The 20,691-nt window shown below is 65.9% G+C and carries 22 protein-coding genes and 2 pseudogenes; 18 read left to right on the top strand and 6 right to left on the bottom strand.

Annotation, left to right across the window (positions count from 1 at the left end; genetic code table 11):
- The first annotated feature begins 1 nt into the window (after nt 1).
- From AB0E56_RS17635 to AB0E56_RS17680, 10 genes and pseudogenes are all read left to right on the top strand, one after another.
- Nucleotides 2-2,323, top strand: coding sequence for a heavy metal translocating P-type ATPase (locus tag AB0E56_RS17635; RefSeq protein ID WP_029266196.1), 2,322 nt, complete (start codon nt 2-4; stop codon nt 2,321-2,323).
- A 21-nt stretch (nt 2,324-2,344) separates the two neighbouring features.
- Nucleotides 2,345-2,599 (top strand): YHS domain-containing protein, encoded by a 255-nt coding sequence (locus tag AB0E56_RS17640; protein ID WP_029266198.1) that lies wholly within the window; start codon nt 2,345-2,347, stop codon nt 2,597-2,599.
- 247 nt (nt 2,600-2,846) lie between these two features.
- A complete protein-coding gene (locus AB0E56_RS17645) occupies nt 2,847-4,916 on the top strand; it encodes a heavy metal translocating P-type ATPase (protein WP_231479864.1) in 2,070 nt (689 codons plus the stop codon).
- 23 nt (nt 4,917-4,939) lie between these two features.
- Nucleotides 4,940-5,284, top strand: coding sequence for a metal-sensitive transcriptional regulator (locus AB0E56_RS17650; RefSeq protein WP_029266204.1), 345 nt, complete (start codon nt 4,940-4,942; stop codon nt 5,282-5,284).
- Nucleotides 5,285-5,493: 209 nt separating this feature from the next.
- Nucleotides 5,494-6,189, top strand: a pseudogene (locus tag AB0E56_RS17655) (hypothetical protein).
- A 119-nt stretch (nt 6,190-6,308) separates the two neighbouring features.
- On the top strand, nt 6,309-7,286 hold the full coding sequence (trxB, locus tag AB0E56_RS17660) for a thioredoxin-disulfide reductase (protein WP_029266208.1): 978 nt from the start codon (nt 6,309-6,311) through the stop codon (nt 7,284-7,286).
- Nucleotides 7,283-7,609 (top strand): thioredoxin, encoded by a 327-nt coding sequence (trxA, locus tag AB0E56_RS17665; protein ID WP_029266209.1) that lies wholly within the window; start codon nt 7,283-7,285, stop codon nt 7,607-7,609. Before trxB ends, trxA begins: the two co-directional genes overlap by 4 nt.
- Complete coding sequence (gene arsB / locus AB0E56_RS17670) at nt 7,606-8,703, top strand: ACR3 family arsenite efflux transporter (protein WP_029266210.1); 1,098 nt, start codon at nt 7,606-7,608, stop codon at nt 8,701-8,703. Before trxA ends, arsB begins: the two co-directional genes overlap by 4 nt.
- The gene (locus tag AB0E56_RS17675; RefSeq protein WP_029266212.1) at nt 8,700-9,698 is read left to right on the top strand and encodes a metalloregulator ArsR/SmtB family transcription factor; all 999 of its coding nucleotides are present in this window, start codon (nt 8,700-8,702) and stop codon (nt 9,696-9,698) included. Before arsB ends, AB0E56_RS17675 begins: the two co-directional genes overlap by 4 nt.
- Before the next feature lie 21 nt (nt 9,699-9,719).
- Nucleotides 9,720-10,124 (top strand): arsenate reductase ArsC, encoded by a 405-nt coding sequence (locus AB0E56_RS17680; RefSeq protein ID WP_029266214.1) that lies wholly within the window; start codon nt 9,720-9,722, stop codon nt 10,122-10,124.
- Nucleotides 10,125-10,170: 46 nt separating this feature from the next.
- On the opposite strand, the gene AB0E56_RS17685 is transcribed toward AB0E56_RS17680, so the two are convergent.
- The 6 genes and pseudogenes from AB0E56_RS17685 to AB0E56_RS17710 all read right to left on the bottom strand — a co-directional run bounded on the left by AB0E56_RS17685 (nt 10,171) and on the right by AB0E56_RS17710 (nt 14,892).
- Entirely contained in the window at nt 10,171-10,827 is a 657-nt protein-coding gene (locus tag AB0E56_RS17685; RefSeq protein WP_029266216.1) for a thioredoxin domain-containing protein, read from the bottom strand.
- Between the two features lie 44 nt (nt 10,828-10,871).
- On the bottom strand, nt 10,872-12,956 hold the full coding sequence (locus AB0E56_RS17690; protein WP_231479865.1) for a cation-translocating P-type ATPase: 2,085 nt from the start codon (nt 12,954-12,956) through the stop codon (nt 10,872-10,874).
- Complete coding sequence (locus tag AB0E56_RS17695; RefSeq protein ID WP_029266220.1) at nt 12,953-13,288, bottom strand: metalloregulator ArsR/SmtB family transcription factor; 336 nt, start codon at nt 13,286-13,288, stop codon at nt 12,953-12,955. The genes AB0E56_RS17690 and AB0E56_RS17695 overlap by 4 nt, the downstream gene beginning before the upstream one ends.
- 120 nt (nt 13,289-13,408) lie before the next feature.
- Complete coding sequence (locus tag AB0E56_RS17700) at nt 13,409-13,795, bottom strand: hypothetical protein (protein ID WP_029266222.1); 387 nt, start codon at nt 13,793-13,795, stop codon at nt 13,409-13,411.
- A complete protein-coding gene (locus tag AB0E56_RS17705) occupies nt 13,795-14,232 on the bottom strand; it encodes a hypothetical protein (protein WP_136025417.1) in 438 nt (145 codons plus the stop codon). The genes AB0E56_RS17700 and AB0E56_RS17705 overlap by 1 nt, the downstream gene beginning before the upstream one ends.
- A 251-nt stretch (nt 14,233-14,483) precedes the next feature.
- Nucleotides 14,484-14,892, bottom strand: a pseudogene (locus AB0E56_RS17710) (heat-shock protein HtpX).
- A 265-nt stretch (nt 14,893-15,157) separates the two neighbouring features.
- Between AB0E56_RS17710 and AB0E56_RS17715 the strand changes: the two are divergent.
- From AB0E56_RS17715 to AB0E56_RS17750, 8 genes are all read left to right on the top strand, one after another.
- Nucleotides 15,158-15,457 carry a hypothetical protein gene (locus AB0E56_RS17715; RefSeq protein ID WP_143049227.1) on the top strand — a complete coding sequence of 100 codons (300 nt, stop codon included), beginning with the start codon at nt 15,158-15,160 and terminating at the stop codon, nt 15,455-15,457.
- A gap of 79 nt (nt 15,458-15,536) precedes the next feature.
- The gene (locus AB0E56_RS17720; protein WP_029266226.1) at nt 15,537-16,202 is read left to right on the top strand and encodes a thioredoxin domain-containing protein; all 666 of its coding nucleotides are present in this window, start codon (nt 15,537-15,539) and stop codon (nt 16,200-16,202) included.
- Nucleotides 16,202-17,191 (top strand): NAD(P)/FAD-dependent oxidoreductase, encoded by a 990-nt coding sequence (locus tag AB0E56_RS17725; RefSeq protein WP_029266228.1) that lies wholly within the window; start codon nt 16,202-16,204, stop codon nt 17,189-17,191. The genes AB0E56_RS17720 and AB0E56_RS17725 overlap by 1 nt, the downstream gene beginning before the upstream one ends.
- 10 nt (nt 17,192-17,201) lie before the next feature.
- A complete protein-coding gene (locus AB0E56_RS17730) occupies nt 17,202-18,116 on the top strand; it encodes a cation diffusion facilitator family transporter (RefSeq protein ID WP_029266230.1) in 915 nt (304 codons plus the stop codon).
- Nucleotides 18,109-18,801, top strand: a complete 693-nt coding sequence (locus tag AB0E56_RS17735; RefSeq protein WP_029266231.1) for a copper resistance CopC family protein — start codon at nt 18,109-18,111, stop codon at nt 18,799-18,801. Before AB0E56_RS17730 ends, AB0E56_RS17735 begins: the two co-directional genes overlap by 8 nt.
- Before the next feature lie 19 nt (nt 18,802-18,820).
- On the top strand, nt 18,821-19,330 hold the full coding sequence (locus AB0E56_RS17740; RefSeq protein WP_231868231.1) for a signal peptidase II: 510 nt from the start codon (nt 18,821-18,823) through the stop codon (nt 19,328-19,330).
- On the top strand, nt 19,327-19,662 hold the full coding sequence (locus AB0E56_RS17745; protein ID WP_029266233.1) for a DUF6804 family protein: 336 nt from the start codon (nt 19,327-19,329) through the stop codon (nt 19,660-19,662). The genes AB0E56_RS17740 and AB0E56_RS17745 overlap by 4 nt, the downstream gene beginning before the upstream one ends.
- Before the next feature lie 25 nt (nt 19,663-19,687).
- Nucleotides 19,688-20,638: a cytochrome c oxidase assembly protein gene (locus AB0E56_RS17750; RefSeq protein ID WP_029266234.1), complete on the top strand. Its 951-nt coding sequence runs from the start codon at nt 19,688-19,690 to the stop codon at nt 20,636-20,638.
- Nucleotides 20,639-20,691: the final 53 nt, after the last annotated feature.

Here is a 20,691-nt window from a genome sequence, read left to right on the forward strand (position 1 = left end):
CATGACGGATACGCAGTCAGCAGCCGCGTCCAGCGTGGAGCTGGAGATCGGCGGGATGACCTGCGCGTCGTGCGCGATGCGCATCGAGAAGAAGCTCAACAAGCTGGACGGTGTCACCGCCACCGTGAACTATGCGACGGAGAAGGCGAAGGTCACCGCACCGAACGGGTTCGACCCGGCGCTGCTGATCGCCGAGGTGGAGAAGACCGGCTACACGGCCGCCCTTCCCTCACCGGAGCCGTCCGCGGTAGTCGACGGTGAGGACGCTCCGGATAGGGAGCTGGTGAGCCTGCGGAACCGTTTGATCGCTTCCATCGTGCTGACCCTTCCTGTGATTGCGATGTCGATGATCCCCGCATTGCAGTTCACTTACTGGCAGTGGCTCTCACTCGCCCTGGCCGGCCCCGTCATCGTTTGGGCGGCCTGGCCTTTCCACAAGGCAGCGTGGACGAATCTCCGGCACGGTGCGGCGACCATGGACACGCTCATCTCGATGGGGACGATAGCCGCCTTACTGTGGTCGCTCTACGCGCTGTTCTTCGGCACGGCCGGCGTCCCCGGGATGACCCACCCGTTCGAGCTCACCGTGGCACCGTCGGACGGGGCGGCGAACATCTACCTCGAAGTGGGTGCCGCGGTGACGATGTTCATCCTCGCCGGACGCTACTTCGAGAAGAAGGCGAAACGGCAGGCGGGCGCCGCCCTGCGCGCGCTGTTGGAGCTGGGAGCGAAGGATGTTGCTGTGCTTCGCGCCGGCGCCGAGACCCGCATTCCCATCGCGGACCTGCGAGAGGGCGACGAGTTCGTCGTACGGCCCGGCGAGAAGATCGCCACCGATGGTGTGATCGTCTCCGGCACCTCCGCGGTCGACGCGTCCATGCTCACCGGTGAATCCGTGCCGGTCGAGGTCGGCGAAGGAGACTCCGTCACGGGGGCGACGGTCAATGCCGGTGGCCGGCTCGTCATCCGGGCGACGAGGGTCGGGTCGGACACCCAGTTGGCGCAGATGGCGAAGCTCGTCGAGGACGCCCAATCGGGCAAGGCCGAGGTGCAGCGCCTCGCCGACCGGGTGTCGGGTATCTTCGTGCCCATTGTCATCGCGATCGCCATCGCCACGCTGGGCGCTTGGCTCGGCGCGGGATTCCCTGCCGCGGCGGCGTTCACCGCCGCGGTCGCGGTGCTGATCATCGCCTGCCCGTGCGCCCTGGGCCTTGCCACGCCCACCGCACTGCTGGTGGGCACGGGCCGCGGCGCGCAGATGGGCATCCTCATCAAGGGTCCGGAAGTTCTCGAGTCGACGCGACGGGTGGACACCGTCGTTCTGGATAAGACCGGGACGGTGACCACAGGGCGGATGACGCTCACCGGCGTGTTCACCGCTGACGGCGTCGACCGCGGCGAGCTGCTGCGCCTGGCGGGTGCGGTGGAGGACGCCTCCGAGCATCCCATCGCGCAGGCCATCGCCAAAGCCGCAGTCCAAGAGGTCGGCACGCTTCCGACACCCGAGGGTTTCGCGAACATCGAGGGCAAGGGAGTGCAGGGCATCGTCGACGGGCACGCCGTCCTTGTCGGCCGCGAGTCGCTTCTCGAGGACTGGTCCCAGCGCCTTCCCGAGAATCTCGCCGCCGCGAAGAGCGAAGCAGAGCGTCAGGGCAAGACCGCGGTCGCCGTGGGGTGGGACGGGGAAGCACGCGGTGTGCTCATCGTCGCGGACACCATCAAGCCGACCAGCACCGAAGCCATCAGGCAGCTGAAGGCGCTGGGACTGACACCGGTGCTCCTCACCGGAGATAACCGTGCCGTGGCCGAGCAGATCGCGTCTGAGGTCGGCATCGATGAGGTCATCGCCGAAGTGCTCCCGAAAGACAAGGTCGACGTGGTCACCAGGCTGCAGCGCGAGGGCAAGGTCGTGGCGATGGTCGGAGACGGCGTCAACGATGCGGCCGCGCTCGCCCAGGCAGACCTGGGGTTGGCCATGGGCACGGGCACCGATGTGGCGATCGAGGCCAGCGACATCACGCTCGTCCGCGGCGATCTGCGCAGCGCGGCCGACGCGATCCGTCTGTCTCGGAAGACGCTCGGCACGATCAAGGGCAACCTGTTCTGGGCCTTCGCCTACAACGTCGCCGCCATCCCGCTGGCAGCCCTCGGTCTGCTCAATCCCATGCTCGCCGGCGCCGCGATGGCGTTCTCCAGCGTCTTCGTCGTCGGCAACAGCCTCCGCCTGCGCACGTTCCGCAGCCAGGCGGCGGACCCATCCCCGACCGCCGCGCCCGCACCGCGTGATCATGCGACGCGGAACGCAACCGTCGGAACCCACTGAAATCACGAAAGAGGAACACACATGTCTGATTCCGGATCCTGCTGCAGCCACAACAGCCACGGCTCTGTCCCAGCCGACGGACGCAAGGACCTCCTCGCGCCGTCCGCCGAACAGCTCGCCGAATGCCCCGTGATGGTCGGCAGCACCGTCGTGAAAGCGGACGCTGAAGCCGCTGGCCTCTACCGCGACTACGAGGGCACCCGCTATTACTTCTGCTGCGCCGCCTGCGGCCCCCTGTTCGACGCTGACCCCGCCAAGTACGTGACCGCAGCCTGACATCGCTTCACCTGTGCGGGGCGGCACACGGATCGCCCCGCACAGCTTCATCGTTTCCGAGGAGGATAGCCTCATGAGCCAGCCACACAGCGACGACGCTGATCACACCCACGAACACGCAGCGCACGGGCACACCCCATCGGTCCCCGCCGCGGCCACAGAAGACCCCCCCGTCCACACCCCTCACCACGACACCGCCGTGCACCACGACGGTCCCGATACTGCACCGCACGGAAGCGGCGCGCCGATGGGCCACCAGGGTCACGGCGAGCATGCCGGCCATGACGCACATGGTGGACACGACGCTCACGGTGGACACGGGGGTCATGCGGGGCATGGCGACCACGTCGGACAGTTCCGTCGCCTGTTCTGGATCATGCTGATCCTCGCCGTCCCCACCGTCGCGCTGTCGGGCATGTTCGCGATGATCCTCGGCTACACCCTCCCCGACATTCCCGGCCTGGCCTGGGTGTCCCCGGTACTGGGAACAGTGATGTACATCTGGGGTGGAAAGCCGTTCCTCGTCGGTGCTGTCAGCGAAATCCGCGACCGCAAGCCCGGGATGATGCTCCTCATCGGACTCGCCATCACCGTTGCGTTCATCGCCTCTTGGGGTGCGAGCCTCGGCCTGCTGCACCACGAGCTCGACTTCTGGTGGGAGCTCGCGCTCCTCATCGTGATCATGCTGCTCGGGCACTGGATCGAGATGCGGTCCCTCGCGCAGACCACGTCCGCTCTCGACTCCCTGGCCGCGCTCCTGCCCGACGAAGCAGAACGCGTCGAAGGTGACCAGGTCGTGACGGTCTCGCCTGCCGAACTCGTCGTCGGTGATGTCGTCATCGTTCGCCCCGGGGGCAGCGTCCCCGCCGACGGTCGCATCGTCGACGGTCGCGCGTCGATGGACGAGTCAATGGTCACCGGCGAGTCCCGCACCGTGACGCGCGGTATCGATGACCAGGTCACGGCCGGAACTGTGGCGACCGACTCCGGGCTGCGCGTGGAGATTACCGCCACCGGTGACGACACCACTCTCGCCGGCATCCAACGCCTGGTCACCGAAGCACAGAGCTCGTCCTCGCGCGCGCAGCGCCTTGCCGACACGGCGGCAGGCTGGCTGTTCTGGTTCGCTCTCGGCGCTGGCGTGATCACGGCGATCGTGTGGACGCTCGTTGGGCTTCCCGATGATGCCGTCATCCGCACCATCACGGTGCTCGTCATCGCTTGCCCCCACGCACTCGGTCTCGCAATCCCCTTGGTCGTCTCCATCGCCACCGAACGCGCCGCACGCGGTGGCGTACTCGTGAAGGACAGGCTCGCGCTGGAGAGCATGCGCACCGTCGACACCGTGCTGTTCGACAAGACAGGCACCCTCACCAAGGGCGAACCGACCGTCTCCGAGGTCTCAGTCGTCGAAGGCAACGACACCGACCGGGTGCTCGCCCTGGCCGCCGCCGCGGAGGCCGACAGTGAACACCCGCTCGCCAAGGCCATCGTCCGCGCCGCCGCCGACCGTCACCTCGACGTGCCCCGCAGCTCGGACTTCACCTCCTCTCCCGCAGTCGGCGTCACCGCGACCGTCGACGGGACCGTTGTACGGGTGGGGGGACCGCACCTGCTCACCGAGGAAGATGCGCAGGAGCTGCCCGTTGCCGAGCGGTGGCGCAATGACGGTGCGATCATCCTCCACGTGGTTCAGGACGGCCGTGTGATCGGCGCTCTCAAGCTCGCCGATGAGGTGCGGTCGGAATCGCGCGAAGCCGTCGATGCACTGCACGCGCTGGGTGTGCAGGTCGTGATGATCACCGGCGATGCCGAAGCCGTCGCGCACACCGTGGCCGAGGACCTCGGCATCGACCGTGTCTTCGCCGGCGTCCGACCGGAGGACAAGGCCGCGAAGGTGCAGGAGCTCCAGAACGAGGGACGCAAGGTCGCGATGGTCGGTGACGGCGTCAATGACGCCCCCGCCCTCGCCCAGGCCGATGTCGGGCTCGCGATCGGCGCCGGCACGGACGTTGCCATCGCCTCTGCCGGAGTCATCCTCGCCAGCGACGACCCCCGCTCGGTGCTCTCCGTCATCGAACTGTCCCGCGCCGCATACCGGAAGATGAAGCAGAACCTCTGGTGGGCCGCCGGCTACAACCTGATCTCCGTACCCCTCGCCGCCGGCGTCCTCGCCCCCATCGGGTTCGTGCTGCCGATGTCGGTCGGGGCGATCCTGATGTCCCTGTCCACCATCGTGGTTGCCCTCAACGCGCAGCTCCTGCGGCGACTCGACCTTCGCCCGGAAACCACGGCCCGCGCGATCCTCAACCGATAACCAATCCAGAACCGGAGACCACGATGACCGACACCATCGAGACCGACCAGGTCGAGTCCGACACCGCCTGCGAACACGGCGAACACGGCGAACACGGCTACATCACCGACAAAGCCCGCTATCTCGCCCGTCTCAAACGGATCGAAGGACAAGCCCGCGGCATCCACCGCATGGTCGACGAGGAGAAGTACTGCATCGACATCCTCACCCAGATCTCAGCGCTGACGAGCTCACTCCAGGGCGTTGCTGTCGGTCTTCTCGAAGACCATCTCCGCCACTGCGTCACCGACGCCGCACGTGCAGGCGGAGACATTGCCGAGGCCAAGATCACTGAAGCATCCCAGGCCATCGCACGCCTCGTCCGCTAAGCCAGCGAGGCGGCCCCGCGGATGCCTTCGATGCTCCTCGGATAGCTCTGGGCGAGTGGACGCTCAGGACTTTGCGCGCCTGTAGTCAAAGGCGCCGTCCTGACGCTGAGAATCGAGCAACTGATCGAGGATGCCATCGTGATCGATGACGGGCTTGGGCTGGCCATCCGGCTGCAGCCGCCCATCTAACCGAACGTGGCGTCGATGACGTGGTCGTCGAGCGTGGCTCCTCCGCTGGTGCTGCCGTGTCCGAGTGGGGTCATGCACGCCTCTTCTCAGGCTGGCCGGAGCTCACCGACACTGCAGCGCGTCGCCTGCTCGAGCCGACCGGGACGGCGCCGGCAAACGGCTACCCGACGGGGGCGGAGTGGGTGAGTGAGTACCTCACCCCACTCGTCGATGTGCTGGGTGACCGCGTCCTCTACGGCACAACGGTGACGGGAATCGCGCGGCAGGGGCGCGACAAAGACGTAGACAGCGGCCGCAAGGGCCAGCCATTCGTTGTGCACACGGTCGACCAGGACGGCTGCGATGGCCGTATCCTCGCCAGTGCTCGACGCCGTGGCCAGCATCGCCTCGGAGATCGACCCGAACATCCACTCCTGCGGCTCCGTCGGAGCCACCGGCGCACGCCAGCTCGCGCAGCCCGAGAAGGACCTGTTCATCGTCGGTGCGAAGTCTTATGGCCGCGCCCCCACCTTCCTGGCGCTCACGGGCTAGGAGCAGGTCCGCAGCGTCGCAGCTCACCTTGCCGGAGATCACGAGGCTGCGGAGCGCAACGAGCTCGTCCTTCCCGACACCGGGGTCTGCGGCGGTGCCGGCGGCTTCGACGCCGAGGGTGCCAGCTGCTGCGGCACGCCATCCGTACTGCGCAGATCGGCGCAAGGCCCGTCGGCGCAGTCTGACCGACCCACGAGAGGGCGACTTCCCGATTGGGAGGTCGCTTCTTGGCATCCAGGTGCAGTGTCCGTGAACTGTCTCGCCGCCGATTGCGCCTTACTTTGAAGAATGTCAATATAGATTCATGTCGAATCAACAGATTGAGCTGGTCATCATCGGATCGGGCCCCGCAGGCTTCACCGCCGCGATCTACGCGGCCCGGGCAAACCTCGCCCCGGTCGTTATCGCCGGTTCGGTGACCACCGGTGGTGCGCTGATGACGACGACCGAGGTGGAGAACTTCCCTGGGTTCGTCGACGCCGTCAACGGACCGGAGTTGATGGAGTCGATGCGTCAGCAGGCCGAGCGGTTCGGCGCCCGCATCCTCCTCGACGACGCAGTCAGCGTCGACCTCGACGGACCGATCAAGGCCATCGTGACTGGCGCGGGTGAGACGTTCCGTGCGCGTGCGGTGATCCTCACCATGGGCTCCGCCTATCGCAAGCTCGGGTTGCCGGATGAGGAGCGACTCACCGGCCGAGGCGTGTCCTGGTGCGCCACCTGCGATGGGTTCTTCTTCCGCGAGCAGGAGATCGTCGTCGTCGGCGGCGGGGACTCCGCGATGGAGGAGGCCCTGTTTCTCACCCGTTTCGCATGCAAGGTGACCGTCGTGCACCGTCGCGGCGAGGTCCGCGCTTCGAAGATCATGGCGCAGCGCGTGCTTGACCACCCGAAGATCGAGGTGGCATGGAACAGCGAGATCGCCCGGCTGAACGGCGACGAGAAGCTCGAATCCGTCACCCTCCGTGACACCGTCACCGGCACCGAGCGCGAGCTGGCGGCGACCGGTGTCTTCGTCGCGATCGGCCACGACCCCCGCTCGGAGTTGGTCACAGGACAGGTCGTCACCGACGCAGGCGGGTTCGTCCGAGTGGATCATCCTTCCACCCGCACGAACATCCCCGGGGTGTTCGCGGCCGGCGATCTGGTCGATCACACCTACCGGCAGGCGATCACCGCCGCCGGCACCGGCTGCGCCGCCGCTCAGGACGCCCAGCACTACCTCTCGAACCTCGAGAACGACCCGGCCGCTCCGATCGAGGCCGAGGAGGTCTTCGCATGAGCACGCTCACCGCCGTCACCGACGCCACGTTCGAGGACGAAGTTCTCGACTCCGACATCCCTGTCGTCGTCGACATCTGGGCCACCTGGTGCGGTCCGTGCCGCCAGGTCGCTCCGCTTCTTGAGCAGCTCGCCGCCGAGTACGATGGACGAGTGAAGATCGTCAAGGTCGATGCGGATCGGAATCCCGAGACCGTGACCGCCGCTGGCGTCACGTCGATCCCCACCCTCGGCTTCTTCCGCGACGGCACCGGCACGGACATCCTCATCGGCGCGCACCCGAAGCCCGTCATCGCCGAGAAGATCGAGGCGCTGCTCGCATGACCACCGCAACCGCAGCTTCCGCTCCCGCCGCCGTCCGGCGTCTGTCCACCCTCGACAAGTGGCTGCCACTGTGGATCGGGCTCGCCATGGTCGCAGGACTTCTCCTCGGCCGATTCGTCCCCGCTCTGTCGGACCTGCTCGGCCACCTCGAGGTCGGCGGCATCTCGGTGCCCATCGGGCTCGGGCTGCTGGTGATGATGTACCCGGTGCTCGCGAAGGTCCGCTACGACAAGATCGCGGCCGTCACCGGCGACAAGAAGCTCCTCGTGTCTTCGCTGGTGCTGAACTGGCTCGTCGGCCCTGCGGTCATGTTCGCCCTCGCCTGGATCTTCCTGCCAGATCTGCCCGAGTACCGCACGGGGCTGATCATCGTCGGTCTCGCCCGCTGCATCGCGATGGTCGTCATCTGGAACGACCTCGCCTGCGGCGATCGGGAAGCGACCGCCGTACTCGTCGCGATCAACTCTGTCTTCCAGGTGGTCGCCTTCTCACTGCTGGGCTGGTTCTACCTCACCGTCCTGCCCGGCTGGCTGGGTCTGGACACTCAGGGGTTGGAGATCTCGGTCTGGCAGATCGCCCTGAACGTGCTGGTCTTCCTCGGCGTGCCACTCGTCGCCGGCTTCGCTTCCCGCTGGATCGGCGAGAAGCGTCGCGGCCGCGCCTGGTACGAGGAGAAGTTCCTCCCCGTGATCGGCCCCTGGGCGCTGTACGGGCTGCTGTTCACCATCGTGCTGCTGTTCGCGCTGCAGGGCGATGCGGTCCTGGCCAACCCGCTGGACGTCGCGCGGATCGCGCTGCCACTGCTGGTCTACTTCGGGCTGATGTGGTTCGCAGGGCTCCTGCTCGGCAAGAGCCTGGGCCTGAACTACGCCCGCTCCACCACGCTGGCCTTCACCGCGGCCGGGAACAACTTCGAACTCGCCATCGCCGTCGCCATCGGCACCTTCGGCGCCGCCTCCGGGCAGGCTCTGGCGGGCGTCGTCGGCCCTCTCATCGAGGTGCCCGTCCTCGTTGGACTCGTCTACGTCTCCCTCTGGGCGGCGCGCGCTTGGTTCCACACCGATCCCTACACCGGCGAAAGGATCACCTCATGAACGTCACGCTCACCGACGCCGTCGACAGCTGCAGCCCGGTCGCTACCCACGCCATCGGCCACGAGGCGGCGTCCACCGTCGCCGCGACCTTAAAGGCTCTGTCGGATCCGCTGCGCCTGCGCATGCTCTCCGCGATCGCTTCCGATCCGCGAGGCGAGTCCTGCGTGTGCGATCTCGCCGAGCTCGCACACGTCTCACAGCCCACCGTGTCGCACCATCTGAAGGTCCTCAAGGGCGTCGACGTGCTCACCTCCGAACGGCGCGGCACCTGGGTCTGGTACCGCATCAACCCCAGCCGCCGGGGCGCCGTCACCGCTCTGCTGGACTCCTTCGCGCCTGCGACCATGACGGCGCCCGGCGAAGACGGCGACGCCGAAGGCCGCGCCGGCCACCCCGAGTTCGATGCGCGGATCACCCACCTCGCCGATGAGCTCGCCGCCGAGGTCCCCGAGCTCGCCCCGGAGACCGTGCTGGGCATCGTTCGTGAGTCGTACACGTCACTCGCCCGCACGGCAATAGTCACGGGAGCGCTTGTCCCGCTCACCGAACGCTTCGCACGTCAGCGACTCGCCGACCTCACGCGCGACCGCGACTCCGCTGTACCCCAGGTGTTGTTCGTCTGCGTGGCCAATGCGGGGCGTTCGCAGCTCGCTGCCGCGCTTGTCAACAAGCTCGCCGCCGGCAGGGTTGTCGCCCGCTCGGCAGGATCTGCTCCCGCGGACGTCATCCATCCGCACGTCCGCTCGATCCTCGCCGAGATCGAAGGCGACCTGGCCGCCGAACGCTTCCCCAAGCCCCTCACCGACGATGCCGTCCGTGCCGCCGACGTGGTGATCACGATGGGCTGCGGCGACGTCTGCCCGATCATCCCCGGCGTCCGCTACGACGACTGGGCCGTCGGCGACCCTGCCCTCGCATCCCGCGAGGGCGTCGAAGCCATCCGCGACGACATCGAGGACCGCGTCCGCGCCCTCGTCGATGAGCTCACGCACTGACCACCACCCACAGGAGCCCTCATGACCGACACCACCAAGCCCTCCGTCCTCTTCGTCTGCGTGCACAACGCCGGCCGCTCCCAGATGGCTGCCGGGTTCCTCCGCGACATCGCCGGCGACCGCATCGAGGTCCGCTCCGCCGGCTCCATGCCGGCCGACCAGATCAACCCCATCGCCGTGGAAGCGATGAAGGAACTGGGCATCGACATCACCGCCGAGCAGCCCAAGATCCTCACCACCGAAGCCGTGCAGGCCTCCGACGTCGTGATCACCATGGGATGCGGCGACGCCTGCCCGTTCTTCCCTGGCAAGCGCTACGAGGATTGGAAGCTCGACGATCCTGCCGGTCAGGGCATCGAGGCTGTTCGCCCGATCCGAGACGAGATCCGGGCACGCATCGAGAGGTTGGTCGACGAAATCCTCTGATTCAAAGTCTGTCCGCTGAGGCGGGCCTCGCGCACGCTCGATAGTGTCAGCGAGCGACGGCCTCGTCGAGGGCATCCGTGAGGTCCCTGAGCTGGGTGAGCTCGAGCTTCTCGCCGTCGAGGAAGAAGGTCGGCGTGCCACTGACGTTGAGATACTGGCCGTCGTTGCGGTCTGCTTCGACTCTTTCCTTGGTGGCGGGGTCGGCGATTGCTTCGTCGTACGAGTCCATGTCGAGGCCTAGGTCTTCGGCGAACGTCCGGAACAACTGGGTGTGAGAGGTCTGCTGCTCGCCCCTCTGAGCCTGGGTCTCGAACAGGCGAGCGTACATCTCCTCGAACTTGCCCTGTTGAGCTGCCGCTTCGGCGGCGAGGGCGGCGTTCATGGAGTTGAAGTGTCCGGGCAATGGGAAGTACCGCACGACGTAGTTGATCTCGCCCTCATAGTCGGCGCGGATCTGTTCGACCACCGGGTAGAACGCTCCGCAGGCTTCGCACTCGAAGTCGAGAAACTCCACCAGCGTCGGCGCATCCGGGCCGGCGTCGTCCAGGACGTGCGAGTCAGTCCGGGCGCCGGGCAGTGCGCCCGCCGAGCCGGAAGGGTCGGGAGCAGCGGGCCGGGTCAGCATGACCACGACCAGAGCTGCGATCACGAGGACGATAACGACGGCACCGGTGATGAGGCTGACTTTGACGGGGGTCTTCACGAAGGATGGCTCCAGCTCGGACGGCGATATCACCGCAGGGTTGGTCAGGCGCGTGCGGGCTCGGGTGCCGGCGCTAGCTCTCGGAGAGCAGCGGGGCGTCGGGCTGCACGGACGCCGTTGAGGATGACGACGACCTCGGCGATCTCGTGTACCAGGACGACACCGGCCAGACCGAGAACGCCGAACAGCGCCAGCGGGAAGAGCACGATGATGATGGCGAGGGCCAGGGCGATGTTCGCGGTCATGATGCGTCGCCCGCGGCGCGCGTGCGCGAGCGCGCCGGGGATGAGGCGGAGGTCGTGGCCGGTGAACGCGACATCGGCGGACTCAATGGCGGCCGCCGAACCTTTCAGTCCCATGGCGATGCCGACCGTGGCGGTCGCTAGTGCTGGGGCGTCGTTGATGCCGTCCCCGACCATGGCCGTCGGGCGGACGGTGGTCAGGGATTCGATCGCGTGGGCCTTGTCGGCGGGCAGCTGCTCGGCCCGCACATCGTCGATGCCTGCCTGGGCGGCGATGGCGCGGGCGGTGCGTTCGTTGTCGCCGGTGAGCATGACGGTCTCGATGCCCTGACTGTGGAGCATCCGCACGGTCTCGGCCGACTCCGGGCGCAGTTCGTCACGGATGCCGATGAGCCCGGCGACAGCGCCGTCGGCTTCGACGACGACCACGGTCATGCCCTCCGCAGCCATCCCTTCGGCGGCGGTGCTGAGCACGGCCGGGTCAAGCCAGCGCGCGTTCCCGACGCGGATGAGTGTGCCGTCGACGCGGCCGGCGATGCCGTGGCCGGCTTCTTCCACGACATCGATGGCGGACAGCGCCTTCGGGGATGCCGCGGTGATCGCGGCGGCCAAGGGGTGCGTGCTGGTCGCCTCGATGGCGGCAGCCCAGGCGAGCAGGTCGTCGCGATTGGTCCCGTCGGCGGGTCGGACGTCGACCACCGCGGGTTCGTTGCGGGTGAGCGTCCCGGTCTTGTCCAGCGCGACGGCGCGGATCGTGCCGAGCTGCTCGAACGCCTCCCCGGACTTGATCACCACGCCGAACTTCGACGCGGAGCCGATGGCGCTGATCACGGTGACCGGCACCGCGATCGCCAGCGCGCACGGGGACGCCGCGACCAGGACCACCAGTGCCCGCTCGATCCAGGTCCAGGGGTCACCGACGACGAAGCCGAACAGCGCGACGAGCGCCGCGGCGATCAGGACGACGGGAACCAGCGGGCGCGCGATCCGATCCGCTAGTCGTGCCCGATCGCCCTTGCGGGCGTGGGCCTGCTCCACCAGCGAGACGATCTGCGTGAGGGAGTTGTCGCGGCCATCCGCGGTCGCCTCGATCCGCAACGTCGCCGACCCGTTCACCGAACCTGCCGCGACCACGTCGCCGGGCCCGACCTCGACCGGGATGGACTCCCCGGTGATCGCCGATGTGTCCAGGCTGGAGCGTCCCTCGACGACGACACCGTCGGTCGCCACACGCTCGCCCGCTCCGACGACGAGGATGTCGAGCTCGCGCACATCGGCAGCAGGGACCGTGATGTCGCCACTGAGCCGTGAGACGCGCACCGTCTCCGGGATCAGTGACAGCAGTGCGCGCAGGCCCTCCTTAGCGCGGTCCATCGCTCGGTCCTCCAGCGCCTCAGCGAGGGAGAACAGGAACGCCAGGGTCGCTGCTTCACCGACGTGCCCGAGCAGGACGGCGCCGACAGCAGCGATCGTCATCAGCAGACCGACACCGAGCCGGCCACGGATCACGCGCCGGATCGCACCGGGAACGAACGTGTACGCGCCAGCGAGCAGAGCTGCCCACTGCAGCACCAGTGCGGCAATCTCCAGGCCCGTCCACTCGAACGCGTACCCGGCGAGTAGGAACACACCGGACAGCGCCGACGGCAGTAGAGCGATGTCCCGCCACCACGGTGGACGCACCTCGAACTCGTGATCGGCGCCGGCGGCTGGTGGCAGGGCGGGGCCGCAGCACGCATCGCCGTCATCATGAGCAGATACGCCCGCCGCCGCCTGCACGACCTCTGGGCCGCAGCAGCCGTCTCCCCCCTGCGGTAGCGACAACTCGACGCGGTGGATGGTGCCTGTCTTCCGCGGCTCGTCGTCGCCGCAGCACTCCGCGCTCATGCGCAGCACTCGCACTTCTCGTCAACGCACGGCACGCCTTCATCGACCGCCACAACCGCGTCGAGAAGATGCCGCAGGCCCACCGTCAGGTGCGGATCTGCGATCTCGTACCGCGTGCGACGACCCTCCGGCGTCGCGATCACCAGTCCACAGCCCCGAAGACAGGTGAGATGGTTCGACACGTTCGTGCGGCTCAGTTCAAGATCACGGGCGAGCTCGGCCGGATAACCCGGGGCATCCAGCAGCGACAGCAGGATCCTCGAACGCGTCGGGTCGGCCATCGCCCGACCCAGCCGGTTCATCACATCAAGACGAGAAGCAATAGTCAGCACACGATGACTATACACGGGACACTGAACTATAGCGATGGCGACTCCACTGGACACTGCATCGAGGCGTGGCGCCTTGTCCACCACCTCCTGGAACGTGCCGAGCTTCACTCAGGATCGCGCCTACCGGAAGTTCTTCGACGAGTCCGTGTCGTTCGGATGCGACGGGGATGCCTCGATGAGTATCACCCGTCCCGGCTTCTTGCCCTTCGGCTGGGGAGCGTCGACCGCGTAGCGAAGCCTCGCGCCGTCCGTGACCTTGTACTGCCAGACGGGCAGGGTCCTCCCGCCCACCACCGCTGTAGATAGGTTGCCCTTCAGCTGGTAGCAGCGCGAGCTGTCGAACCGCGTCGGGTGAGCGGTCAGGTAGTCCCAGGCATCCGCGAGGGCGTTCTTCGCGGTCGCGCGAAGGTCGCGCCACCCGCGCTCCGCCGCGACGTCGCCGAAGACGATCTCGTACTCGCTGACCCTTGTCGGTCGCGGAACCGACGATCCCCGCCTTCCCGCCATTACGGGCGCTCGACCCGCGCAGACGTCTCCGTCAGATCGATCGGCTTAGCCGGCCGCGCACCCATGGCGTAAGCCGCAGCAGTCTCCCGCCACTCGTGCTGAGCACGCAGCAGGCGTTCAAACGTGCCCAACTCGCTGGCGGAGTAAACCAGCCGCTCAATTTCGCTCGCGTAAGTGGCCAGCTCGCCCTCATCGAACTCACTCGTCCACGCGAAGAGCTCCCGCAGCGCAGCGCCGACATCGCCCCTGTTCCGCCCGATAGCGCGGAGCAGTTCACTGGAGAGCTTCACGCCAAGCTCGAGCGTGTCGAGGTCGTGGCCACGAAGGATCACCAGGTCATCGCCATCCCGACGAGTGATACGCACCTGGCCCTCGTCGATGTGGGCAAGGACATCCTTCGGCTTACGGAGGAGATCGGTGAAAGTCGCGGTGCTCATGAGACCAGAGTACATCAGATAAACATCAGAGGTTCTGCGTCTTGTGCGCTGGAGCCCCCCGCTGCACCCGTCCGGATGTCCGTTCAGTCGGACACCCCACTGAGAACGAGTGCATCGGCCGCGATAATGTCGGAAGCGCGGTGAGATGACGCTAGATGTCACTCGGACGGGGACGGCGTCGGATTCTCTACGCGCTTTGCGGTGACACATTCCTGACGATGCACCACCGGATTGCCATCCCGCCCACGAGATCAGGTGAGTTCACTCTCGAGTTGTTCGATGCGTGCGCGGATGTCGTCGCAGTTCGAACGGACGGCGTCGATACCCTGGCGCGCTGGGTCGTCCAGCTTCCAGTCCTCGTAGCGCTTGCCAAGAAAGAACGGACAGGCCTCGCCGCATCCCATACTGATGACGACGTCAGACGCCTGCACGGCTTCGGTTGTCAGCACTTTTGGGCTGCTCGGCTGTGCTGTCGATTCCGAGCACGCCCATCGCCTCGTCAGCAGTCGGGTTGGACCGCTCGGCGGGCATGGATCCCGCCGAGCGGACCTCGACGCGGTCGCCTGCGATGTCGCGGAGACATCCGGCCGCCATCTGCGAGCGTCCGGCGTTGTGGACACCGACGAAGAGGACGGAGCGCTTGGTGGTGGTGTCAGTCATGGAGGGCCCTAGTAGGTACTAGTCCAGGAGGCCTCGTCCACGAGGGTGCGTACCCGTACGGTTTGATTGTCGAGGCTGGTAACATCCTCGTGAAATGATCACGTCTGGCCGGTCTCGTAACCAGGCGGCGTCTGTTGACAAGCTCCTGATAACGAAGATCATTACAGGCCTTGGGTTGGCCCTGCTCTTGATTGTCGGAGCATGGTCCGGTGGTCATCGCGACGCGGACGCCTCTCCATATCTCACTGCTACCTCGACTGCATCGATGGAAACCGAGCTTACGAGCTATGGTGCGGTTGGCTCGTCGACGCATGGTTCTGGTGGCGCCTCATCGGAACGGCTCCTGATAGACGGCGCCTCCGCGAACGCACTGATCGGCCTTACAGGGTGCGTGTTTGGCCTCGTCTGCTCCTTCCTGATCCTCATCGTCGCTCGAGCCTTCGTAAATCGCGTGCCGAACGGAAATCGCGAGCGACTTCCGCGCATGCCCGAGATGAGGGCCGCACCCGACCGCCCGTTTGCACGAACTCTTTCCCTCACGCAACTCTCTCTGTCGCGCACCTGACATCGATCAGCCATCTCACGATGGCGCTTCACATTCGGTGGGGTTCACGTTCGTTGTGCTGTGTTGTGGTTGGAGAGAAATGAAAGCGTCTCAAAAGGCGATCCTCGTCACGGTGGGTCTCGTCGTTGTCCTCCTTGTCGTCGCGCTGGTGTACGTCCTTCTCAGTGAGAATCGGGCCTCCGCGCCCGAGACAGAAGGCAACGACGGCCCTCAGGTGGTGCGAGAGAATTCACATGTGCTCGACGATGGCGGCGACGCAGCGGTCACCGTGGTCGAGTTCCTCGATTTTGAGTGCGAGGCGTGTGGCGCCTTCTACCCGCTGGTCGAGGACCTTCGTGAGAAGTTTGATGGGGAGATCACCTACGTCATCCGGTATTTCCCGTTGCCTGGCCACTTCAACTCGAAGAACGCTGCGATCGCGGCAGAAGCGGCGGCCCAGCAGGGACGGCTGGAAGACATGTACCACCGCTTGTTCCAAACACAGGCCCAGTGGGGTGAGGCTCAGGAGTCGCGTGCGAACCTGTTCCGGGGTTTCGCTGTGGAGCTCGGGTTGGATATGGCTGCTTTCGATGAAGCGGTCGCGGATCCGGCGACCGCACAACGAGTGGAGTTCGACGTTGATGAGGGCGAGCGACTCGGCGTCAGCAGCACTCCGACGTTCTTCATCGACGGGGAGCAGGTCGTATTGGAGAAGTGGACGGACCTCGAGGACGGCATCGAAGCTGCGGTGAACGGGACGCAGTGATGGTGCGTTCGTTATCGCATCGCCGAGCGATTATCGTCGGGGCCGGCCAATCTGGATTGGCGATGGCGTCCGCGCTGTCGTCCTATGGGCTGGAGGCACAGAAAGACTTCGTCATCATCGATTCCGCGCCGACCGGTCAACGAAGCTGGGCAACCCGTTGGCACTCGATGAGGCTTCTCAGCGATGCTCGCAACAGCACTCTCCCCGGGTTCCCCTTTCCCGGGGACAATCGCCGTCATCCAGGCGGTCGCGAGATGAGCGACTACCTGGCTTCTGTAGAGAAGACGCTCGGCGTGAAACCTCTCTGGGGCGTTCGCGCTCTCGAGGTGGAACGCCGCGGAGACGGATCCACGTTGCACCTTTCGACGTCCATCGGGGACGTGCAAACGCGAAACGTTGTCTGTGCCACAGGATCTGCGGCAGTGCCCCGAGTCCCTACCTGGCGCCAGAATCTGTCGGCACCCGGAACGGTTCTACATTCCAGTCAGTACCTACACCCGGGCCAGATCCCTTCGGGGACCGTGTTGGTGGTCGGCGGAGGGTTCAGCGGCGTACAGATCGCCGAAGAACTCGCTCACTCGCGAGATGTCACTCTATCCACCCGAACAGAACGACCGCGGCCGTCAGCGCGATGGTCCATCTGGCCGAGGCTGCGCCGCAACCACTCGATTCGTTCCGGCCCCGCGCCCACCGCTCTGGCCGGCGTGAGCCACGCGCCCCCCGTCGTGGAGGCCGACGGAGCCGTCGTGACATTTGCCGATGAGTCGACGATGCAGCCGCACTCCATGATCCTCGCTACCGGCTACGAACCCGGCGACAAGTGGCTACCCGCCCCGGAACCCACCGGTGCTCGGACACAAGCCAACACGCATATTCCCGGACTGTTCACGGTCGGCATCCCGAAGTACTCCCGAACCGGCGCAGACACGATTCCGGGGGCATGGAGTGATGCTGCCATCGTCGCCCCCAACATCATCGACCGCCCCTGAAAGGATCACCATGACAGAAGCAGGGCACTCGCACGGAGTGGGTGACGCCACTCCCCGCAATCGTCTGATCATCGCTTTCGCGATCACCTCCTCGGTCTTCGTCATCGAGGTGATCGGGGCGATCATCACCGGCAGCCTCGCACTACTCGTCGATGCGGCGCACATGCTCACCGATGTCACCGGGTTGGCTATGGCCGTCACCGCGGCGCATCTCATGAATCGCCCTCCCACCCCCAAGTACACCTTTGGCCTGCAAAGGACCGAGGTTCTCGGAGCACTCGCCCAAGCAGCGCTGCTCCTCGGGGTCGGCATCTTCGCGCTCGTCGAAGGTATACGGCGGCTCTTCGAACCCCCAGAGATCGCGTCAGGAAGCCTGCTGTTCTTCGGTATCGTCGGCCTGGTCGCCAACATCGCATCCATGCTCGTCCTGTTCAGCGGCCGCGGACGCAATCTCAACATGCGCGCCGCATTCCTCGAGGTCGTCAACGACGCCCTCGGCTCCGTAGGCGTGATCGCCAGCGCGATCCTCATCGCCGCTTTCGGCTGGTATCAGGCCGATGCCGTCGCCGGTATCTTGATCGCCCTGCTCATCATCCCTCGCACGCTCATCCTGTTGCGAGCATCCGGACGTGTGCTGTTGGAATCGACACCCCCGGGTCTCGATCTGGACGATGTCCGCCGCCACATCCTTGCCCTTCCGCACGTGGTCGCGGTGCATGATCTGCACGCGACTCAGGTCTCAACGGACCTCCCCACCCTCAGTGCCCACGTCGTGGTCGACGACACCGTCACCATGGAGACCTCCGCGGCGTTGCTGACAACTCTTCAGGAGTGCGTCAGCGAGCACTTCGCCGTCAGCATCGAGCACTCCACTTTCCAGATCGAACCCGAATCGCATCCCGGAGAGCACGACACCCATGCATAAGAACCTCCCCAGACGCACCGCCATTGTCTTATCCGCCGTGCTGTTGTCAGGAGCAGTCGTCGTCGCCACCCCGACGGTCGCTGTCGCTGACGACAACTTCGACTCGTCGTACCCCGTTGCCGACTCGACCATCAGCGGCTCGCCTGATGAGATCTCACTGATGTTCACGGGAACCCTCAACAACGAGGCCGGCACGACGATCATCGAGGTCCTTGATGAAGGCGGAGAAGACGTTGCTGTCGATTCGCCGACGGTGAGCGGTCAATCGATCACTCAGCATCTCTCCCCGGAAGCCGCCGATGGTCTGTTCACAGTGCGCTGGAAGACAGTCTCTGGGGACGGGCATCCGATCAGCGGGCAGTTCTCGTACACCGTCGGACAGCCCGGACCGAGTACGAAAACCGCGCCACCCGCAACGCCGAGCCCCAATCCCAGTCCCAGCCCGGAAGAATCCGACAACACTACGGAGGAGCCAGAGCCCGCTCCTGCCAGGCAGACATACGGTGGCACACCATCAGGCGGAGCAGAGTCCGAGATGCTGCCCGTGTTCTTCGTCGGCGGCCTGGCAGTGATTCTCGGGTTCGGCGTCGTCGGAGTGATTCTGGCCGGACGCCGGCGCCACCAGCAAGACCGTGCCCAGGCTTCTAGAGATACGGCGGCTGGGGAGGGGGGTCACGATGCGTGACCGGGCACGAAGGTTCGCCGTGGTGTTGATCATCGCCGCGATCGTCACTTTGGTCGATCAGGGAACCAAGGCCCTCGCTCTGAGCTCATTGAGCCAGGATCAGCGCATACCCCTGGTCGGCGATTGGCTCGGTCTTCAATTGGCGTTCAACCCGGGGGCGATCTTCTCGTTGGGCGAAGATGCGACCTGGGTCATCACTGTCGTCGGCGTCATCGCGACCACTCTGCTCGTGGGAGCCGCTACGCGAACCCAAAACGCATGGTCAGCAGTCGGCTTCGGTTTCATCGTGGGAGGCGCGATCGGCAACCTCATCGATCGCCTCTTCTCTCCCCCGTCGTTCGGAATCGGACACGTCACCGACTTCCTCGCCTACGGAAACCTCTTCATCGGAAATCTGGCCGATGTCGCCCTGGGTATCGGCGCCGTGTTCCTTGTGATCGCGGGTCTGCGCGCCAGTCGCCGACACTCCTCGCCTTCTCGCCCCGAATCCACAGATCCCGCACCAGCCGAAGAGATGGCCCGCCCATGAGCCCCAAACAACGTGTTCCCTCCACCTATCAGCGCAATGCTCTCGCCCCCAGCCTCGTCGCTGCCGCCATCCTGTTTCTCGCGCCTTTGCTCGTCCAGGCGGGCTGGGCGCCACTCGTCCTGTTTGTTGCGTCGATTTTCGGGCTGATCATCGCATGGTTCGCCGTGCAGGCCCGTCATTGGTGGTGGGTACCGATCTTCGTCGCGGTGGCTGTGCTCTGGAATCCGGTGATGCCCTTCCCCTTCTCCGGTGTCGTGTGGGAGATAGCTCAGCCCGTCGCCGCTGTGGTCTTCCTGGCGGCGGGGGCGACGATCAAGGTGATCCGGAAATGATCTGCGGGAACCTCGCGTCAACACCATGCTTGTGAGCGGCGCGATCCCCGACACTCCGCCAACGCTGCAGTCCTTGCTCGCGCCGGCGGATCTGACCATTCCTGTGTTGCCCGTCATCGCCGGAGTCCTTGCGGCCCTCTATCTCGTCGGAGCGGTCCGCCTATGGATGCATGGTCGGCGCTGGTCCGTCTGGCGGACCGTCAGCTTTCTTCTCGGATGTGTTCTCCTGGCGGCAGTCACTGGCCTTGGGGTAGAGGCGTACGGAGAAGTCCTTGTCTCTGTGTTCATGTTCCAGCAGCTGACCCTGATGATGACGGTGCCGCCGTTGCTGGTTCTGGGCTCGCCGGGCACTCTTCTCCTCCGAGCGACACCGCACCGTGGAGCCGGCCGGATGATCCTCACGGCAGCGCATACCGGTCTTCGGAGTCGCGCCGCCAGGTGGTTGCTCAGCCCGTGGTGCACGGTTCCCCTCTACCTGTTCGCCTTCTACGGCCTCTACCTCGCGGGCTCGGCGGACGTCATCCTCGCCCTGCCTGCCGGCCACGTCATGCTCGAGTTGGCGTTCCTCCTCGCCGGCGTGCTGTTCACCATTCCGATCCTGTCTTCGGATCCACTCCCGGTGAGGTTGGGTCACGGAGCGCGGGCACTCGATGTGTTCGCCGAAGCCGCACTCCACGCGTTTTTCGGAGTGTTTCTCATGATGGCCAGCACGATCCTGGTCGGTTCGTTCGTCGCACCCACGGAGGCCCTGGGCGTCGACCCCCTCGAAGATCAACAGCTTGCCGGCGCGCTGGCTTGGTCGTATGGCGAAGCGCCCACGGTGCTGATGCTGGTGTACGTGATGCACCGCTGGTTCCGCAGCGACACGGCCGCTGCTGCTGCTGCAGACCGGTACGTCGATCTGCATGGGAACTCAGAGCTCGACGCGTATAACTCCTACCTCAGCAAACTGAACTCTGATGACCCTCAACGTTGATGCAGTCGTGAGGCGCCCAATCGCCTCCCGCAGGAGGTGTAGTCGTCACATCG

The sequence above is a fragment of the Microbacterium sp. NPDC028030 genome, from assembly GCF_040637855.1.
Lineage (GTDB): Bacteria > Actinomycetota > Actinomycetes > Actinomycetales > Microbacteriaceae > Microbacterium.

Excerpts from the sequence above, each read along its gene's own strand:
- AB0E56_RS17635 (WP_029266196.1), top strand. The coding sequence starts at position 2 with ATGACGGATACGCAGTCAGCAGCCGCGTCCAGCGTGGAGCTGGAGATC.
- AB0E56_RS17640 (WP_029266198.1), top strand. The coding sequence starts at position 2,345 with ATGTCTGATTCCGGATCCTGCTGCAGCCACAACAGCCACGGCTCTGTC.
- AB0E56_RS17645 (WP_231479864.1), top strand. The coding sequence starts at position 2,847 with ATGGGCCACCAGGGTCACGGCGAGCATGCCGGCCATGACGCACATGGT.
- AB0E56_RS17650 (WP_029266204.1), top strand. The coding sequence starts at position 4,940 with ATGACCGACACCATCGAGACCGACCAGGTCGAGTCCGACACCGCCTGC.
- trxB (WP_029266208.1), top strand. The coding sequence starts at position 6,309 with ATGTCGAATCAACAGATTGAGCTGGTCATCATCGGATCGGGCCCCGCA.
- trxA (WP_029266209.1), top strand. The coding sequence starts at position 7,283 with ATGAGCACGCTCACCGCCGTCACCGACGCCACGTTCGAGGACGAAGTT.
- arsB (WP_029266210.1), top strand. The coding sequence starts at position 7,606 with ATGACCACCGCAACCGCAGCTTCCGCTCCCGCCGCCGTCCGGCGTCTG.
- AB0E56_RS17675 (WP_029266212.1), top strand. The coding sequence starts at position 8,700 with ATGAACGTCACGCTCACCGACGCCGTCGACAGCTGCAGCCCGGTCGCT.
- AB0E56_RS17680 (WP_029266214.1), top strand. The coding sequence starts at position 9,720 with ATGACCGACACCACCAAGCCCTCCGTCCTCTTCGTCTGCGTGCACAAC.
- AB0E56_RS17690 (WP_231479865.1), bottom strand. The coding sequence starts at position 12,956 with ATGAGCGCGGAGTGCTGCGGCGACGACGAGCCGCGGAAGACAGGCACC.
- AB0E56_RS17700 (WP_029266222.1), bottom strand. The coding sequence starts at position 13,795 with ATGGCGGGAAGGCGGGGATCGTCGGTTCCGCGACCGACAAGGGTCAGC.
- AB0E56_RS17705 (WP_136025417.1), bottom strand. The coding sequence starts at position 14,232 with ATGAGCACCGCGACTTTCACCGATCTCCTCCGTAAGCCGAAGGATGTC.
- AB0E56_RS17715 (WP_143049227.1), top strand. The coding sequence starts at position 15,158 with ATGGAAACCGAGCTTACGAGCTATGGTGCGGTTGGCTCGTCGACGCAT.
- AB0E56_RS17720 (WP_029266226.1), top strand. The coding sequence starts at position 15,537 with ATGAAAGCGTCTCAAAAGGCGATCCTCGTCACGGTGGGTCTCGTCGTT.
- AB0E56_RS17725 (WP_029266228.1), top strand. The coding sequence starts at position 16,202 with ATGGTGCGTTCGTTATCGCATCGCCGAGCGATTATCGTCGGGGCCGGC.
- AB0E56_RS17730 (WP_029266230.1), top strand. The coding sequence starts at position 17,202 with ATGACAGAAGCAGGGCACTCGCACGGAGTGGGTGACGCCACTCCCCGC.
- AB0E56_RS17735 (WP_029266231.1), top strand. The coding sequence starts at position 18,109 with ATGCATAAGAACCTCCCCAGACGCACCGCCATTGTCTTATCCGCCGTG.
- AB0E56_RS17745 (WP_029266233.1), top strand. The coding sequence starts at position 19,327 with ATGAGCCCCAAACAACGTGTTCCCTCCACCTATCAGCGCAATGCTCTC.
- AB0E56_RS17750 (WP_029266234.1), top strand. The coding sequence starts at position 19,688 with ATGCTTGTGAGCGGCGCGATCCCCGACACTCCGCCAACGCTGCAGTCC.